Source organism: Candidatus Solirubrobacter pratensis (genome assembly GCF_000425945.1).
Lineage (GTDB): Bacteria > Actinomycetota > Thermoleophilia > Solirubrobacterales > Solirubrobacteraceae > Solirubrobacter > Solirubrobacter pratensis.
The window spans coordinates 273,950-290,173 of the sequence record NZ_KE384480.1 but is presented as its reverse complement, the minus strand read 5'-3'; the positions used below and the strand labels follow the sequence as shown (position 1 = coordinate 290,173).

Sequence of the window (16,224 nt, the reverse complement as noted above, 5' to 3'; positions counted from 1 at the left end):
GGCGACATTGTCACATCGCCGCCGGCCGCGGGGGCGTCAGCGTTCGCGACCGCGGTCGACCCGCGGCGCTGAAGCGGCGCGGACGGCGAGGTCGTCGATGAACGTGTCGTGCGCGACGGCCTCGGGGCGGCGGATGATCTCGGTGACGGTCGGGCTGCTCATGGGGTTCCTCCGGTTCGTTCGTTTCCCCATATGACCGTCGTTCCCTTGCGAACTCATCGCACCGATGAGCACGTCAACCCAGATCGTCACCGGCGTCGACTTCGCGTTCTTGCCGGTGAAGGACTTCGACGCGGCGCTGGAGTTCTACGGCACCACGCTCGGGCTCCCGCTCTCGGTCCGCTACGAGAAGGTCCCGGGGGCGGAGTTCGAGAGGAGCGCGTCGCGATTTCGGCGCGGCCCTCCGCCGCCGGCGATGTCGTGGGCGTCATCGCCGGCCGCGGCAGGCCCGTCAGCCGAACGCCTCGGCGATCAGGACCGTCGCGCCGAACACGAACGCGACGGCGGCGGCCAGGCCGACGACGCGTGGCGAGGGTCCGCCGTGGATGCCGGTCTCGTGCACGACCGCGTGCCCCTTCCCGCGCGCGATCAGCCAGCGGTTCACCGGCACGGCGAACACGCCGGCGATCGCGAGCGCGAACGCGAGGCTGCCCCAGAACAGCAGGTCGCCGAGGCCGGCGTCCATCGCGCCTGGGACGGCCAGCACGATCGCGTTGTCGACGATCTCCATGGTCGTGATGCTCAGCGTGTCCGAGGCCAGCGCGATCGGGATGACCGCGCCGAGCGCCAGCCCGGCGCGCAGCAGCGGCAGGCTCGTCAGCCCGTAGCCGAAGACGAACGCGAGCGCGATCGACAGGACGATCGTTGCCAGGTTGCCGAGGCCGAGCGCCGTCCCGATCAGCATCCCGGCGACCTCGCCGATCGCGCACCCCGTCAGGCAGTGCAGCGTCGCGCTGACGGCGACCTGGGTCAGCTCGCGTCCGCCCGCCGGCATTGCGTGGTGATGATGGTGCGCAGTCATACCCCTACAGGGTATAACAAACCGGCTTGCCTGCGGTGGCGTCGATTCCTCCGCGACCTTGTGACAGGCTGGAACGTGGTGTTGATTCGAGGCGCTCCGTGGCCGCAGCCCGCCGGGACAAGCCTTCGCTCCTGACGGGTCTCGCATGCGGCGCGGCGGTCGTGGCCGCAGTGACCCTGCTCGTCTACCCGCTGCAGGATCTCGACCCGGGCGTCTCGAGCGGCGTGCTCTACGTCGCCGGCGTCCTGATCGTGGCCATCTATTGGGGGCTGCTGCCCGGGATCATCACCTCGATCGCGAGCGCCGTCGCGCTCGACTACTTCCACACCGAGCCCACCGGCGACCTGTTCCGCGGCAAGGACGGCGGCGATCTGTTCGCGATCTCCGTCATGTTCTTCACGGCGGTGCTCGCCGCGGTGATCGCCGCTCGTGCGCGGCTGCGGGCGCGGGACGCCGCCGAGCGCGCGCGCCTGGAGGGCGTGCAGGCGTCCCGCGCGCGGGTGCTCGCGGCCGCCGACGACGAGCGGCGCCGGGTCGTGCGCGACCTGCACGACGGCGCGCAGCAGCGGCTCGTGCACACGATCATCACGCTCAAGCTCGCCAAGCGCGCGCTCGCCCGCGGCGAAGACGCGGGGCGGTTCGTGGCAGAAGCGCTCCAGCACGCGGAGACCACCAACACCGAGCTGCGCGAGCTCGCCCACGGCATCCTCCCGGCCGTGCTCACGCACCACGGCCTGCGCGCCGGGATCGAGTCGCTCGCGGCGCGCTCGCCCGTTCCCGTCGCGATCGACGTGGTTGCCGGACGCATGCCCCCGGCGATCGAGGCGACGGCGTACTTCTTCGTCGCCGAGGCGCTCACCAACGTGGCCAAGCACGCGCACGCGACGCGTGCGCACGTCAGCGCGGAGATCCGCGACGGCGCGCTGCGGGTGAGCGTGCGCGACAACGGGGCCGGCGGCGCGCGGCGCGACGGGCCCGGCCTGCTCGGCCTCGAGGACCGGCTCTCCGCGCTCGACGGCAAGCTCGAGCTCACCAGTCCGCCCGGCGGCGGCACGCGCGTGACCGCGGTGCTGCCGCTGCTTCAGTGATCGAGGTAGGCGAGGACGGCGCGCACGCGCCGGTGCTCGGTCGGCGTCGGGCCGAGCTCGAGCTTGTGGAAGATGTTGGTGACGTGCTTCTCCACTGCGGCCTCGGTGATGAAGAGCGCCTGCGCGATGCCCTGGTTGGACTTGCCCTCCGCCATCGAGCCGAGCACGTCGCGCTCGCGCGGGCTCAGCCGGTCGACCGGGCTGTCGGCCGCGCGGCGGCCGAGCATCCGCCCGACGATCTCAGGGTCCAGCGCGCTGCCGCCGGCCGCGACCCGCTGGACCGCTTCGACGAACGCGTCGACGTCGCCGACGCGCTCCTTGAGCAGGTAGCCGACGCCTTCCGCGCGATCGCCGATCAGGTCCATCGCGTACTGCTTCTCGTAGAACTGGGAGAGGACCAGCACGCCGCTGCCGGGCAGCCGGCGGCGCAGCTCGAGCGCGGCCCGCAGCCCGTCGTCGGTCCGGTCGGGCGGCATCTGCACGTCGACCACCGTCACGTCGGGCTTGTGCGCGAGCGCCTTGCGCAGCAGATCCTCGGCGTCGCCGGCCTGGGCGGCGACCTCGAAGCCGGCCTCCGCGAGGATCCGAGCGATCCCCTCGCGCAAGAGCACGTCGTCCTCCCCGATGACGATGCGAGCCTTCATCGCCGCGTCGGACACGTTACTCGCTCGTCACTGGGCGGCGAAGAGGAGCTCGAGCTGCGCGTCGGGCAGGTCCTGCTTGGCGAGAAAGCCCAGAGCCCCGCTGCGAGCCACGTCGCGAGGCCCGACGGCCTCCGGATCGGTCGACGTCAGCAGGACGCGCGGGCGCCACGGAAGTGCCATCAGCTGGATGGCGAGCGCGACGCCGTCGCCGTCCGGGAGCCCGACGTCGACGAGCAGGGCGTCCGGGCGCAGCTCCTGCGCGACCGCAGCCGCGGTCTGTGCCGTGCCGGCCTCGCCGATCACGACGAGCCCGACGGCAGCGAGCATCCGCCGCGCGACACCGCGGAACGCCGGGTCGTCATCGACCACGAGGACGGTCACCGTCACGCTGCCCAGCATGGCAGCGGGAGCAGATCGCGAGGTAGGGACAACCCGACACCTCGCCCGTCCGTGGACACGTGGTCGTTTCGCGCTGCAGGCGGTGGTACCCGTCGCCACCGACGGCGGGCAACCACGCCCGCGCGAGGGCCACTTCGGAGTCGTGAAGCCGGCGGCGTCCGTTCGCTCAGTGGATCTTCACTGCGCCGAAGCGGGCGTGATATCCCTGCAACACCGCGCATCGAGCGACCGGGGGTGGCGCGTCGGCATCCGGCTTTGCACGGCGCCCTGTACGTACTGCCACTCAAAATTGCGCAACGAAACCCCATAGATTCTGATGAGGCGCGCGCGCGGCGTCCCAGCGGCGGGTACGAGCACGGACACCGGCTTCGTCCCAGCGCTGACCGCAACCGCGGCGCCCGTCCCCGAACCGCGAACGCGGCGCCGTCAGGCTCCGGACGGATCGGTGCGGCGAAGCGACCGGCGCAGGCCGCGGCGTCCACGATCGCGGCCGTGCGCGTGCCCGGGCTCCTGGCGCGCCCGCGCTCCAGGCGGCGCCGCGTTTCATCGATCGATGCCGAGCAGGCGCTCGGCATTGCCGTGCGCGATCCGCTCGAGGTCCGCCGGGCTCACCGGCGCGGTCGCAAGCAGCACGCCGCCCGGCTCGTTGGCGGCGTACGGCCAGTCGACCGAGAACATGATCCTCTCGGCGCCGAAGACCATCAGGGCGCACAACAGCGGCGGGAGCGTGAACAGGCCACCGGTCCTGGCCGGTCACGCGCGGCGGCAGCTGGTCGTCGATCCGCGCGAGCATGAACGGGAGCATCTCCCCCATGTGACCGATCACGAGCTGCAGCCCGGGATGGCGGCGCGCGCCGGCGACCGCCTGCGCGATCTCCGGCGTCCAGAAGTGCTCCTCCAGCGCGATGACGCGCATCCAGAAGTGGATAGCACCCCGGGCGTCACGCCCGCAGCGATCGCGTCGCCCGCGAGGAACGCGACGTCAAAAACGGCCTGTGAGCAGCCGCAGCGAGCGCTCTGGCCCCGGCCAGTGCTCGCGCACCAGCTGCGGTCCGGCGCCGTGCAGCACGCGACGCAGGACGAACGCGACGAGGATCGCGTCGTCGAGCTGCCCGGCGACGGGGATGAAGTCGGGCACCAGGTCGACCGGGGACGCGAGGTAGACGAGCAGCAGCGCGACCAGCGCCTTGTGCGATCGCGCCACCCGCGGATCGCCGAGCAGGCGGCGGAACAGCACCATGCAGTCCGGGACGAGGCCCGCCAGCGCCCGGGCGTCGCCGCGGCGGCCGGCGAACGCGAGCGCCGCGACGGCCGCGGCGTAGAGCGCGAGCGCGACGAGCGCGATCCAGAGCCAGATGCTCACGAAGTCAGTCGCAGCAGCCGTCAAGCGGAGAGCCGGCGCAGCATCCGTCCCCGCGCCACGTCTCGGCGCCCTCCTTGACCGCGACGACCGCGATCAGCAGCCCGACCGCCGGATCGAGCCACCACGCGCCCGCGATCGCGTTGCCCAGCAACCCGATCAGGAGCGCGCCGGCGAGGGAGGCGCAGAGCAGGTTCTGGCGGCCCTCCCCCTTCGTCGCCGCAGACCCGAGCTCGGCGGCGATCCGCTGCTTGGCGATCCCGAGCAGCGGCATCGTCACGAGACTCCAGACCGCCAGTGCCATCCCCGGCACGCTCGCGTCGGCGTGCTCGCCGCCCACCAGCGCGCGCACGGACTCGACCGCGACGTACGGCGCGAGGAGGAAGAACTGGATCGCCACGAGCTTGCGCGCGCGCTCCTCGGCGGTCTGGGAGTGGATGCGCGAGCCCGTGAAGCGCCAGATGATGATCACGCTCGCGAACCCCTCGATCGCCGAGTCGAGCCCGAACCCGACCAGCGCGATCGAGCCGGCCAACACGCCGGAGAGGATCGCGACGAAGCCCTCGACGCTCATCGCGCCCAGCGAGAGCCACGACAGCAGCCGGGCCCGCCGGGCGAGCGCGGCATGGCGCTCGGGTGCGACCGGTGCGGACGCGATCCGAAGCTCGAACGGCGCGCTCATGCACGACACACTCTACTTGCCGTATCCGGGTAGGAGCGGCCCGTGAGGACGAAGGCGACGAGCGATCTGTGGTGGAAGAACGCGATCGTGTACTGCCTCGACGTCGAGACGTTCCTCGACGCCGACGGCGACGGCTGCGGCGATCTCGCGGGGCTGACGGACCGGCTGGACTACCTCGCGGGCATGGGCGTCACCTGCCTCTGGCTGATGCCGTTCTACCCCAGCCAGGAACGCGACGACGGCTACGACATCACCGACTTCTACGGCATCGACGGGCGGCTCGGAACGCCGGGCGACTTCGCCGAGCTGCTGCGCACGGCGTCCGACCGCGGCATCCGCGTGATCGCCGACCTCGTGATGAACCACAGCTCCGACAAGCACCCGTGGTTCCAGGCCGGGCGCGACCGCGACTCGCCGTACCACGACTTCTACGTGTGGGCGGACGAGAAGCCGCCGGAGAAGCCGGGCGACGTCGTCTTCCCGGACCGCGAGACGTCGAACTGGGCGTATGACCCGAAGGCGCGCCAGTGGTACCTGCACCGGTTCTACTCGCACCAGCCCGACCTGAACGTCGCGAACCCCGCCGTGCGCGACGAGATCGCCCAGGTGGTCGGCTACTGGCTCGAGCAGGGCCTCGCGGGGTTCCGCGTCGACGCCGTGCCGTTCCTGATCGAGCCGACCGGGCTGCCCCCGGCCGCGCACCACGACCCGCACGCGCTGCTGCGCGACCTGCGGCGCTTCATGGGCCGCCGCCGCGGCGACGCCGTCCTGATGGGCGAGGTCAACCTGGCCCCAGATCAGCAGCGCGCGTTCTTCGGGGACGAGGACGGCGACGAGCTGCAGCTGGTGCTCAGCTTCGTCGTCAACCAGGCGATGTACCTCGCGCTCGCACGCGGCGACGCGACGCCGCTGCGCGACGCGCTCGCCTCGCTGCCGGCGATCCCGGCGGACTGCCAGTGGGCGAACTTCGTCCGCAACCACGACGAGCTGACGCTCGACAAGCTCAGCGACGAGGAGCGGGCCGAGGTGTTCGCCGCGTTCGGCCCCGAGCCGGAGCTGCAGCTCTACGGCCGCGGGCTGCGGCGGCGGCTGCCGACGATGGTCGGCGGCGACGAGCGCCGCATCCGGCTGCTCTACAGCCTCGCCTTCTCGCTTCCGGGCACGCCGGTGCTGTTCTACGGCGAGGAGATCGGGATGGCGGAGAACCTGGCGATCCCCGGCCGCTACAGCGTGCGCGCGCCGATGCAGTGGTCGGACGAGCCGCACGGCGGGTTCTCCACCACCGGCGGGGAGCCGGTGCGCCCGGTGGTCGACGCGCCGGGCTGGGCGCCGGACCGCGTCAACGTCGCGGCCCAGCGGCGCGACCACGGCTCGCTCCTGAACTGGATGGAGCGGCTGATCCGCCGGCGCCGCGAGTGCCCGGAGCTGGGCTGGGGCGCCTGCACCGTGCTCGACGCCGGCCACGCCGCCGTGCTCGCCCACCGCGCGGACTGGACCGGCAGCACGATCGTCGCCCTGCACTCGTTCGCCGCCGACCGGCTGGAGGCCCGGCTCGAGCTCGACGCCGAGGAGGCCGTCGATCTCCACGGCGACGGGCACCTCGCTCCTGAGGGCGGCACGCTGACGATCCCGCTGGAGCCGTACGGGCACCGCTGGTTCCGGCTGCGCCGCCCGGGGGAGCGCGTTGCGCCCTAGCGCTCGCGCACGACCTCGGAGGCGTCCTTGTCCTCGCGCAGCCCCAGGTAGCGTGGGTGGCGCAGGCGGCCGTCGCGGGTCCACTCGGCGAAGCCGATCTGTGCCACGAGCCGGGGCTCGGTCCAGGTGACGCCGCGCTCGCGGATCTCGTCCGCGAACGGCGAGGAATCGCGGCGCAACTCGCGCAGCCGCGCGCCGAGGTCGCGCAACGCCGGCCGGTCGAAGCCCGTGCCGACCTTGCCCGCGTAGCGGAGCGCGCCTTCGGCGTCGTAGTAGCCGAGCAGGAGCGCGCCGAGCTCGATCCGCGTCCCGCGCGGCTCGGTGAACCCGCCGATCACGAGCTCCTGCCCGTGCCCGCACTTGAACTTCAGCCAGTCGCGCGAGCGCCGGGCCGCGTAGGGGCTGTCGGCGCGCTTGGCGATGATCCCCTCCCAGCCCTTGCGGCAGGCCTCCTCGTAGAACGCCTCGCCGTCCTCGTTGCGGTGCGCGGTCGCCCGCAGCGGGTCGTCGAAGCGCAGTACCGCGCGCAGCAGTCGCTTGCGCGCGCGCAGCGGCAGCGGGCGCACGTCTTCGCCGTCCAGCCACAGGACGTCGAAGACGTAGAAGAACACCGGCACGGACTCGATCCCGCGCCGGGTGAGCTTGGCGAAGCTGGTCTCGTCGCCGTCGAACGCGACGATCTCCCCGTCGACCGCGAAGCGCCCGGACTGCGCGTCGAGCGCCGCGGCCACCTCGGGGTAGCGGGCGTTCATCGCGATGTCGTTGCGCGAGAGCAGCCGGACCTGCCCGCCGTCGCGCACCGCGATGCAGCGGATCCCGTCGAGCTTGCGCTCGTAGATCCAGCCGGAGTCGCTGAAGCGGTCGTCGGTGAGGACCGCCTTCATCGCGTCCGAGCCCTCCGGCGGCGGGCCCGGCGCCACCTGCTCGCGCTCGGCGTCGTCGAGGAGGTCGAGCGGGGAGCTCACCCGCGGAACGCTAGTCGAGCGCGTCGAAGGCGAGCGTCACGCCGGCGCCGTACGCCAGGTGCGGGACGAGGTCGGAGACCCAGTCCAGCGCCGACCACGTGCGCGGGTCGGTGGCTCCCGCCGCGGTGCTCGTGAGGTCGGTCGCGATCATCACCGCGACACCGGTCGCCGCCGCCGCGAGCGGCCACGGGACATCGGGCGCCTGCGCGCGGACGGCGGCGAACGCGGCGCCGCCCGCAAAGCCGGTGAGGAACCCGAGCAGCGCGCCGATCCCTTCCCTGCGCGCCGACGCCGTCTGCTCGTCGGAGCCGAGCGGGATATGGGCGGCTCCGGCGAGCTTCTCGACGTCCTGCGAGGGCACCGAGCTCGACGGCCGCCCGCGGACGGCCATGTCGAGGTACGTGACGGTGTTCAGCAGCGACGTCCCGACCGCTCCCGCCGCGAGCCCTTTCACGAGTCGTTCCATCTCCGGGCTCTACCCGCCGCCGCGGCGAGCAGGAACGCGGCGCCGGAGACCAGCACGTCGTGTGGCTCGTCTCCCGCGCCCGTCACAGCCCCGCGATCGGTCATGCCACCAGTGCGGGTCGTACGCCGACGCCTCCGGTCCCGTCGCCTCACCCGGCATCCGGTACCGCGTGTGTTCCGGCGAGAGCGTCAGCACGGCCGGGCTCCCTCCCGCCTCCCCCACGACCTCGCCCTCCAGCGGTCGAGGTTGTCGCCGGACTCGATCACGAGCTTCGCGCCCGCCGTCGCCTGCACGTCGGCCGGCCGGGGCTCGTGCGGGGAGAGCCGCCGGGGCGGCGATGAGAGCGGGGCGTACGGGCACGGCGAGTACCTCCGGGACGAGAACGGGTCTCGCGGACTCTAACGAGAGCGAATCTCGTTAGCGACGCGCAGTGAGCGCCGCGACGGCGAACACGGCGCCGCCGAGCGCCGCGACGGCGAACACGGCGCCGCCGAGCGCCGCGATCGTCGCGCCCGGCGGCGCGTTGAGCTGCGCCGCGAGCCCGGCCGCCGCGAGCGCGCACACCGCCACCACGGCGGCGAACCGGAGGTCCGCGCCGTGGACCGCGAACAGGCTGCCGAACAGCAGCGTGTCGACGTCCGAGCCTGAGTGGAGACGTTCGAGGCCAGCGTGACACCGGCGGCCGGCGCGCCGACGAGGACCAGCGCTGTCATCACGTCGTACGCGGGGTCCCGGCGCGTCGAGAGGCGCCCGACCGAGAGCGCGAAGACCGCGTCCGCGCCGAGCGCGCCGGCGATCGGCGCGCTGAGCAACAGCACCTCGGCAACGCCGCGGAGGGCGAATGCGTAGGAGAAGGGCGCGAGCACGCCCGATGAGACTGATACCCGTTTATGAGGAGGGCGCACAGTCCGGGCAGAACCCGTGCAGCGTGACGTCGTGATCGTTGATCGCGAACGCCTCGCGCCGCGCGACCCGCCGGATCGCGCGCTCCAGCTCATCGTCCGTGAACGGCATCAGCTTGCCGCAGTCGTCGCACACCAGGTGATGGTGGTGCTGCGCTCCGCCTGGATACATCGCCTCGTAGCGCGCGAGCCCGTCGCCGATGTCGATCCGCGTCACGAGGCCCAGGCTGTCGAGCTCGTCCAGCACGCGGTAGACGGTCGCGCGCCCGACGCGCCGGCCGCCCGCCTTCAGCGCGTCCTCGATCTCGATCGCCGAGCGGGCGCACTCCTGGCCGTCGAGCAGCTCGATCACCGCGCTGCGCGCGCCCCCGCGCCGGAACCCGGTGCTCGCGAGCCGCTCGTGCGCGTACTGCGCCCAGACCGGTGCATCAGCCTTCGCCATCGCCTGCGAGTCTAGTTCCGAGCCGCCGCCGGGCTCGATCGCTCGGGGTCACGCCTCGGGCGGGAGCAGCGCGAGCGCCTCGAGCTCGAAGCGCAACTGGCGGACGAGCGCATGGTGGCCGAGCCGGTGCTCGAGCATCTCCAGCGACGCCCAGTAATGGTCGAGCTTGTCCTGGTCGAGCGCGCGCGGCTCGCGCACGAGGGCGAGGCGCAGCTCGCGCGCCTTTGCGACCTTGTCGGCGGCGTAGACGGCCGCGGCGTCCGCGCTGCCGGAAGCGACCGACTCGCGCAGGCGCGCCTTGCGCTCGGCATAGCCCCCGCCGCCGGGCGGCTCGGACACCGCGCACACGAGCGCCGCGACGTGCGCGCCGAACCGCCGCTCGAGTTCGCCGTACTCGACGTCGGTGTCCTCGATCACGTCATGCAGCACGCCCGCCGCGACCACCGTGTCGGGGTAGCCGCGCCCCCGCAGCAGCTGCGCGACCTCGAGCGGATGCAGGATGAAGGGCGCCTGGTCGGCGTCGCGGACCTGGCCGGCGTGCTGGGCCGCCGCGAACTCCAGCGCGGTGCGCGTGACGGGCAGCTCTTCTACGAAGCTGGGGAACCGGCGCACGCGCACCGGGATAGCAGCGCACGGGGTGAAGGTGGGCTGCGCGTTCACCAGACCATCACGCTCGCTCGGCGGCCTGGTCGGTCGCCCGCGTCACCGCTCTCCGGTCAGGGTCAGGTGCTGCTTGAAGACCTGGGGAGCGAGCGTCGCGCCGGTCACCGCGACGCGCACGGTCACGCGCACGCGGCGGTGGCGGGTGAGCATGCGGCGCCCCGCGGGCGTCAGCCGCAGGCGGAGCGTGCGCGCATGGCGGGCGGGCAGCGTCGCCGCGACCCTGCCGACGGTGGTCGACCGGGCCAGGACGGAGCCGCGCATCGAGCACGCACTCGGGCAGCGGAGCGCGAGCCGGCCGAACGTGCCGTCGCCCTCCGGCCGCGTCCGCAGCGCGTTCAAGCGCGCGGCGCGCGACGGCTTCAGAGCGGCGCGCGGTGGGGCGCCGATCGCCGGCGGAAGGCCCGTGAGCCGCTGCCGCGGTGCGGCCGCGGCGGCGTCGAATCCGCCGAGCGGCGTGAAGGCGGCGGCGCTCCCGTCGGGCGCGGCGGTGTAGAGGAACGGCGTGCGGGTCCCGAAGTAGCCGCTGACGCCGGCGCCGACGATCCCCGCCGGCGAGGCCGCGAGATCGGTGAACGCCGCGGGCAGGCTCCCGAACGCCCTGAAGTCGGCCTGCACGTCAGGCGCGAGCGCCGCCGAGTAGGGCGCGAGCGCCGGCTGCAGCCCGGTCGCCTTGCCGTACCGCGAGCCGGCCACGAGCCAGCCGCCGGACGGCCGCCGGGCGAGCACGGCGCCGGTGAGGCCGAGCGCGTGGGTCCCGCAGGTCGCGGCCAGCGATGGCAGCGCCACGCACTGCAGCCCGGAGCTCCGTACCGCGACCGCCTGCGAGCCCGCGGCCTTGACGTCGGTGAACGCGCTGTCGCCCGCGCCATAGGTCTGCTGCCCGAGCGGGTGCAGCTGGTCGTCGAAGCGGAAGAGCGCCGCGCTGGTGCCGGAGAAGCCCGACACGACGACGCTGCCGTCCGGGGCGGCGTCCACGGCCGAGAAGCCGGTCGCCTGCCCTCCCCCCACGAGCCGCGAGCCCACGACCTGGCAGGTGCTCTCGTCGATCGCCGCGATCACGCCGCGGCTCGGGTTGCCGAGCGTCGCGCCGGCGAGGAAGATGCGCCCGCCGGACTCGACCGCCCGGCCGGGGACGAGCGCGGCGCCGAACTGGTGCAGCGCAATGCCGGTGAACCCGCACGGGCGCTGCAGCGTGCCGGTGGCGGCGTCGAGCTTCGCGACGGAGAGCGCGCCGTTGGCCGAGCCGATCGCGAAGACGAAGGGGCCCGCGGGCACGATGTCGGTCAGGGTGTCGAGCGTCCCCGGTGCGGCGTCGAGCTTCCACAGCCAGTCGAACCGGCCGGCGGCGGTGTCCCACTCGCCGGCGACACCGGAACGCAGATCGGTTGGCGAGCTCGCCGAGCCGGCGATGAACGCTCCGGTCCCGCCCTGGGCGACGGCGCTCAGGTCGGCGTCGGAGGCGAAGGCCGGAGCACACGCGAGCAGCGTGGCGAGTGCTGTGCTGAGAAGGAGGCGAAGCACGGAACTGACACCTCTGTCGGCGGGACTTGCCCGGCACGGTTCGTCGTGCCGGACGGGGCGGGACCTCGGCGCTGCCTGCCGAGCTCCGAGGTGGCACGCTCGGGCCGCAGATCCCCCCGCCGCGTTTCGGCGGCGGGGGATGCGGCGAGACTCCGGCTAGCAGGCATCCACCGGGTCAGGCAACGTAGCCGCACGGCCGAAGGGCTGCCATACGGCCTCGCTGAGCCGCTGGGCGATGATCATGTTGGTGGCCCAGGTGCCCAGTGCCATGCGGGTTATTGCGATTCCAGAGCCGCTGGAAGCGGCGAACTGTGACGGGTTCATGTGTGTACGGGTTCCTTTCAAACGGTCCGTACATCTCTTGTAGCCACGGCTCCGCCGGAAGACACGCTGCGCCAACCCGTTCGGGCGCGGCAGATGAAGGCTCAGGCGACGTCGGCGTCTTGCTGTCGACGCGCATGCGCCGGCCTACGGGATCGCGCCGAGCAGTCGCTCGCCGGCACGAGATTCGGTTCTGAGGGCCCCCCGGTCGCACCCCTGGCCGGGTGCCGGATCAGCGGGGGGCGCCCTGCAGGAACATCAAGACCGCCTGCACACGGCGGTGCCCGCTCCGCTCCGAGGAGAGCCTGAGCTTGTGGAAGATGCTCGTGATGTGCTTCTCGACCGCGGCCTCGGAGATCAGCAGCGACTCGGCGATGCCCTGGTTGGACTTGCCCTCGGCCATCGCGGCGAGCACGTCGTGCTCGCGCGCCGTCAGCTCCCCGACCGGCCCGTCCGGGCGGCGCGGACCTATCATCCGGGTGACGAGCTCGGGATCGAGCACGCTGCCGCCGGCCGCGACGCGCCCGACGGCGTCCACGAACGCGTCGACGTCGCCGACCCTGGTCTTGAGCAGGTAGCCGACGCCCTCGGCGCCCTCGCGGATGAGCTCCAGCGCGTAGCGCTCGCTCAGGCTCTGCGAGAGGACGAGCACGCCGGTGCCGGGCAGGCGGCGGCGGAGCTCGATCGCCGCGATCAGCCCGTCGTCGCCGTGGCCCGGCGGCATCTGGACGTCGACCACGACGACGTCGGGGCGGTGCGCGAGCGAGCGGCGCAGGAACGCCTCGGCATCGCCGGCGAGCGCGACGACGTCGAAATCGGCGTCGCGCAGGATGCGCGCCACGCCCTCGCGGAGGAGGACGTCGTCTTCGGCGATGACGACTCGTCGAGCGGTCACTAGCTAACCGTAGCGCCAGTCGAGGCCTCAGGGCTGACGATTTCCGACGCCCCGGACGAGGGGTCGGGAGAGGCCGGGCAATGGGCCACTGGTCCGGCGGGCCTCCGGTGGCAACAGTGATTATCAGTGAACGAGCGAGGACAGCGCCTGATGAACATGCCCCGCACTCCCGAGGCTTCCGCCCGCCCTACTGACCTCGACTGCACCCGCCGGCGCTTCCTGTTCGCCCGCGAGCAGTTGGCGGCGCAGCGGTCGAGCGAACGCTACTTCGAGGTGCGCGACATGCGCCGTTGGGCCACTCCTCGCCCATTCTCCGATATGGCGGACCGTGCCGCGCGCTAGCTGAGCGCGGGCGGCGAAGCCGGGATCCCACCGGCGCCGGCCTCCCCTCCGTCGAATCCCAGCAGGTCCCGGGGGCAATCGGGGCTCGGGTGACGACGGAGCTCGACAGCGGCGGCGCCCCCTCTCGCCGCCGTTTGGCGTCGGTGGGATCCGGGCTCCGTCGCCCGGTCTCGAAAGAGCACCCGGCGTGTTGAGGTTCGTCGCGGCGGCCATCGCCGTCGCCGCGCTCCGGCTGCCCGCGGCCTTGGCCTCGGCCGCGGGCTGCCCGGGCGCTTCTCCGGCACCCGCCTCGCTGACCCCGCGTCAGCGGGCGGTCGCCGTGGTGTGCGAGTGCAACGCGAAACGCGGCGCACACGGACTCGGCGCGCTGCGGCTGGACGCCGGCGGATTGCTCGTGATCCGCGTCGGCCGCGACACGGGGGCCTCCGGTCGGGGGCCGGTTGTTGAGTTGCGTATACGCGAGTCGCGCGCGCGGGCGCCGCTGATGCCTTGCCGCACCGCGGGCGGGTGCGGCGACGACGTCGCCGAGAGCCGCGCGGGGCGCACCGGCTCTGCAAGAGCCGGCGGCGATGGCGCCGGCCCGGGGGTCCGGAACTGCGCCCCGAAGGCGAGCGCAGCAGTGACGCCGCACCGAGCCACTCGAGCGCCGCGCCGCGCTCGGCACGCAACTGTGCGCCGAAGGCGCCGCATCGAGTCACGCTGAGCGCGGCGCCGTGCCAGTTCTGCAACTGCGCATCGAAGGCGAGCCCGACAGTCACGCCGCGCCAACCGCGCGAACTAGGCGCCGCGCCGGGCACCAAACTGCGCACCGAAGACGAGCCCAACAGCGACGCCGCGCCAAGCCACGCGAACTCGGCGCGCCGCCAGCCCCGACTGCTCACCGCGGCGAGCCCGGCGGCGGGGGCGCCAAGCACGCGAAGTCGGCGCCGCGCCGGGCACGGAACTGCGCATCGAAGGCGAGCCCGGCGGTGGCGGCGCCAAGCCACGCGAGCTCGGCGCCGCGCCGGGCACGGAACTGCGCACCGAAGGCGAGCCGGCCGTGACGCCCCACTGCGCCACGCGCGCAGCGTCGCGCCAGCTCCGGAACGGCGCATCGAGGGCCGGGGCCGTGACGTCGCGCAGGATCGCGCCGAAGACCGCGGTGGCGCCGCATCGAATCCCTCGCGCGCGGGCGCGCGAGTGAGTCGAGTGGTGGCGTGTCCGCCACGTCGCGGCGAAGGCGAGCGCGGCATTTGGAGCCGCGCCGAGGACCGCCCCGGGGTTGCGCGGGGTCCGGAACTGCGCATCGAAAGGCGAGCCCGCGGCAGTCCGCCGAGCCCGGCGAGCGCGCGGAATATCGAAGGCGCGCGCGCCGCGACACGGCGAGCGGAGACGCCCGCAGAGCTGGCCGCCGCTCGACGAGGAGATCCGGCGGCTCGCTACGACTACCGCGCCGCTGTCGCGGCGTGCGAACCAGACCCGCATCCCTTACCAGCGCAGTTCGCCGATCCGCCGCGCCGGCGAAGGACCTCCGGCCGCCCCGGGAGCCTGGGCGGATCGACGGGGAGGGCAACGTCGCTCCCCGCGCGAGTCGCGCCGGACACGGGCTGACGCGGGCGCGGGCCGGGCCAGAGCGGCCCGGCGGCCCGGCGGGCTGGGGGGCGCCTTCAGCGCACGTGCACCGTGACCGCCCGAGACACGCCGAAGTTGGCGCGCGAGGGGCCTGCGGCGGCGCTGAGGCGGTACGTGCCGCGCTTGATCCTCCGCGCCAGCACCGGGCTCTTGAGGCGGACCGTCTGCCGTGCCCCCGCCTTGCCGGCCTTGAAGACGTTGCCGTACACGGTCTTGCCGGCGCGGGAGAGCGTGACCCGGACGACGGTGGCGCCGGTGGGCACGATGAAGGACACGCGGATGCCCTTTCGGCGTACCGCCGTGCGCTTGATCGTCGATGCCGTACGCAGTCCGGTCAGGCGCAAGGCCGGCGCGGCCGGGTTCGACGGCGTCGCGCCCCCGCCGGCGCCGGGAGTCACGCTGACCGCGCCGCCGACCGTCCGCTTGGTCAGCGTCATCGGCACCCCGCCGATGTGCGCGCCGGCGCCGGTCGCCACGTCGGGCACGGCGTAGACGGCGTTCAGGGTCAGGGTCCCGTCGGCGAGCCCCGACAACTGCGAGAGCGGGAATGTCGCCGACCAGGTCCCGTCGCCGGCGAGGGTTGCGGTCGCGGCCGGGGTCGACGCCTTGCCGTCGGTCACCCCCACCGTGACGCCGGAGGCGAGCGGCTGCGTGATGCCCGACACCGTCACGGCGGAGTTGCCGCCGCCGGCGGCTCCCGTGATCGCGTTGCGCGCGAACACCTCCAGCGAGGTGCAGCCCGGGATGGGACCGCCCGAGCCGGCGGCCGGCGACCCGTCAGGCGGCACGACGGCGGACGGGCCGTTCGGCGAGATCACGATCGTGTCACCAGGGAGCAGGTCGGGCGTCAGTCCAGCCCCGCCCGGGAGCGAGAGCTTGCCCGGCTGCCAGCAGTCGCCGCCCGGGTTGAGCGCCGTCGGCGTGGTCGTGTTGACCGTGAACGGCAGATACGGGTTGGCGTTCGCCGTGTACTGCCCGATCACGACAGGGTTGCCGGTCGTGGGGTCGCGCCGCAGCGCCTGCAAGGTGGTCGTGCCGTTCGCGATCCCGGTCGCGATGATCGAGTCGGTACTGGAGTCGGCCGACAGCGTCGGTCCCTGCGCCGCGGCCGGAGCGGCGAGGGCGGCCGAGCCGAGCGCGGCCGCGGCGCCCGCGCGCAGGCAGCGGCGAAGTGAGGTGTGCATCGGGGGGTCCTGAGGGGTCCGGG

General features: G+C 73.5%; 17 protein-coding genes. 2 read left to right on the top strand and 15 right to left on the bottom strand.

Translation table 11 applies throughout. The features are described 5' to 3' along the window. Window positions 1–36: 36 nt before the first annotated feature. Together H958_RS48815 and H958_RS40430 are read right to left on the bottom strand one after the other, a co-directional pair. Window positions 37–162 (bottom strand): hypothetical protein, encoded by a 126-nt coding sequence (locus H958_RS48815; RefSeq protein WP_255325453.1) that lies wholly within the window; start codon window positions 160–162, stop codon window positions 37–39. A 289-nt stretch (window positions 163–451) separates the two neighbouring features. Next, complete coding sequence (locus H958_RS40430; protein WP_231379377.1) at window positions 452–994, bottom strand: DUF4396 domain-containing protein; 543 nt, start codon at window positions 992–994, stop codon at window positions 452–454. Between the two features lie 62 nt (window positions 995–1,056). Between H958_RS40430 and H958_RS40425 the strand changes: the two genes are divergently transcribed. Continuing rightward, window positions 1,057–2,109, top strand: coding sequence for an ATP-binding protein (locus H958_RS40425; RefSeq protein WP_322090774.1), 1,053 nt, complete (start codon window positions 1,057–1,059; stop codon window positions 2,107–2,109). Here the strand turns inward: H958_RS40425 and H958_RS0125910 are convergent. From H958_RS0125910 to H958_RS40420, 5 genes are all read right to left on the bottom strand, one after another. Further along, window positions 2,103–2,753: a response regulator transcription factor gene (locus H958_RS0125910; RefSeq protein ID WP_028060771.1), complete on the bottom strand. Its 651-nt coding sequence runs from the start codon at window positions 2,751–2,753 to the stop codon at window positions 2,103–2,105. The two genes, H958_RS40425 and H958_RS0125910, sit on opposite strands and share 7 nt — an antisense overlap. 27 nt (window positions 2,754–2,780) lie before the next feature. Beyond that, window positions 2,781–3,140, bottom strand: a complete 360-nt coding sequence (locus H958_RS0125905) for a response regulator (protein WP_037411684.1) — start codon at window positions 3,138–3,140, stop codon at window positions 2,781–2,783. Between the two features lie 555 nt (window positions 3,141–3,695). After that, window positions 3,696–3,866, bottom strand: coding sequence for an amidohydrolase family protein (locus tag H958_RS45495; protein ID WP_156028282.1), 171 nt, complete (start codon window positions 3,864–3,866; stop codon window positions 3,696–3,698). Window positions 3,867–4,134: 268 nt separating this feature from the next. Beyond that, window positions 4,135–4,515 carry a YkvA family protein gene (locus H958_RS0125895; RefSeq protein ID WP_028060769.1) on the bottom strand — a complete coding sequence of 127 codons (381 nt, stop codon included), beginning with the start codon at window positions 4,513–4,515 and terminating at the stop codon, window positions 4,135–4,137. A 4-nt stretch (window positions 4,516–4,519) separates the two neighbouring features. Then, window positions 4,520–5,194, bottom strand: coding sequence for a cation transporter (locus H958_RS40420; RefSeq protein WP_051324825.1), 675 nt, complete (start codon window positions 5,192–5,194; stop codon window positions 4,520–4,522). 42 nt (window positions 5,195–5,236) lie between these two features. Here H958_RS40420 and H958_RS0125885 point away from each other — a divergent pair, with 42 nt between their 5' ends. Next, window positions 5,237–6,889: an alpha-amylase family protein gene (locus H958_RS0125885; protein ID WP_028060768.1), complete on the top strand. Its 1,653-nt coding sequence runs from the start codon at window positions 5,237–5,239 to the stop codon at window positions 6,887–6,889. Here the strand turns inward: H958_RS0125885 and ligD are convergent. The 8 genes from ligD to H958_RS0125820 all read right to left on the bottom strand — a co-directional run bounded on the left by ligD (window position 6,886) and on the right by H958_RS0125820 (window position 16,201). Beyond that, window positions 6,886–7,773 (bottom strand): non-homologous end-joining DNA ligase, encoded by an 888-nt coding sequence (gene ligD, locus H958_RS0125880; RefSeq protein WP_081686399.1) that lies wholly within the window; start codon window positions 7,771–7,773, stop codon window positions 6,886–6,888. The genes H958_RS0125885 and ligD overlap by 4 nt on opposite strands. A 91-nt stretch (window positions 7,774–7,864) precedes the next feature. After that, entirely contained in the window at window positions 7,865–8,320 is a 456-nt protein-coding gene (locus tag H958_RS0125875; protein WP_028060766.1) for a hypothetical protein, read from the bottom strand. Between the two features lie 417 nt (window positions 8,321–8,737). After that, the gene (locus H958_RS46830) at window positions 8,738–8,884 is read right to left on the bottom strand and encodes a hypothetical protein (protein ID WP_156028281.1); all 147 of its coding nucleotides are present in this window, start codon (window positions 8,882–8,884) and stop codon (window positions 8,738–8,740) included. A gap of 324 nt (window positions 8,885–9,208) precedes the next feature. Continuing rightward, window positions 9,209–9,664: a Fur family transcriptional regulator gene (locus H958_RS0125855; protein ID WP_028060763.1), complete on the bottom strand. Its 456-nt coding sequence runs from the start codon at window positions 9,662–9,664 to the stop codon at window positions 9,209–9,211. Between the two features lie 48 nt (window positions 9,665–9,712). Continuing rightward, complete coding sequence (locus tag H958_RS44075; protein WP_196807571.1) at window positions 9,713–10,324, bottom strand: HD domain-containing protein; 612 nt, start codon at window positions 10,322–10,324, stop codon at window positions 9,713–9,715. A gap of 42 nt (window positions 10,325–10,366) precedes the next feature. After that, window positions 10,367–11,848 carry a hypothetical protein gene (locus tag H958_RS0125845; RefSeq protein WP_028060762.1) on the bottom strand — a complete coding sequence of 494 codons (1,482 nt, stop codon included), beginning with the start codon at window positions 11,846–11,848 and terminating at the stop codon, window positions 10,367–10,369. Window positions 11,849–12,401: 553 nt separating this feature from the next. After that, window positions 12,402–13,064, bottom strand: a complete 663-nt coding sequence (locus tag H958_RS0125835; RefSeq protein ID WP_028060761.1) for a response regulator transcription factor — start codon at window positions 13,062–13,064, stop codon at window positions 12,402–12,404. A 1,988-nt stretch (window positions 13,065–15,052) separates the two neighbouring features. Next, window positions 15,053–16,201, bottom strand: a complete 1,149-nt coding sequence (locus tag H958_RS0125820) for a hypothetical protein (protein ID WP_028060759.1) — start codon at window positions 16,199–16,201, stop codon at window positions 15,053–15,055. Window positions 16,202–16,224: the final 23 nt, after the last annotated feature.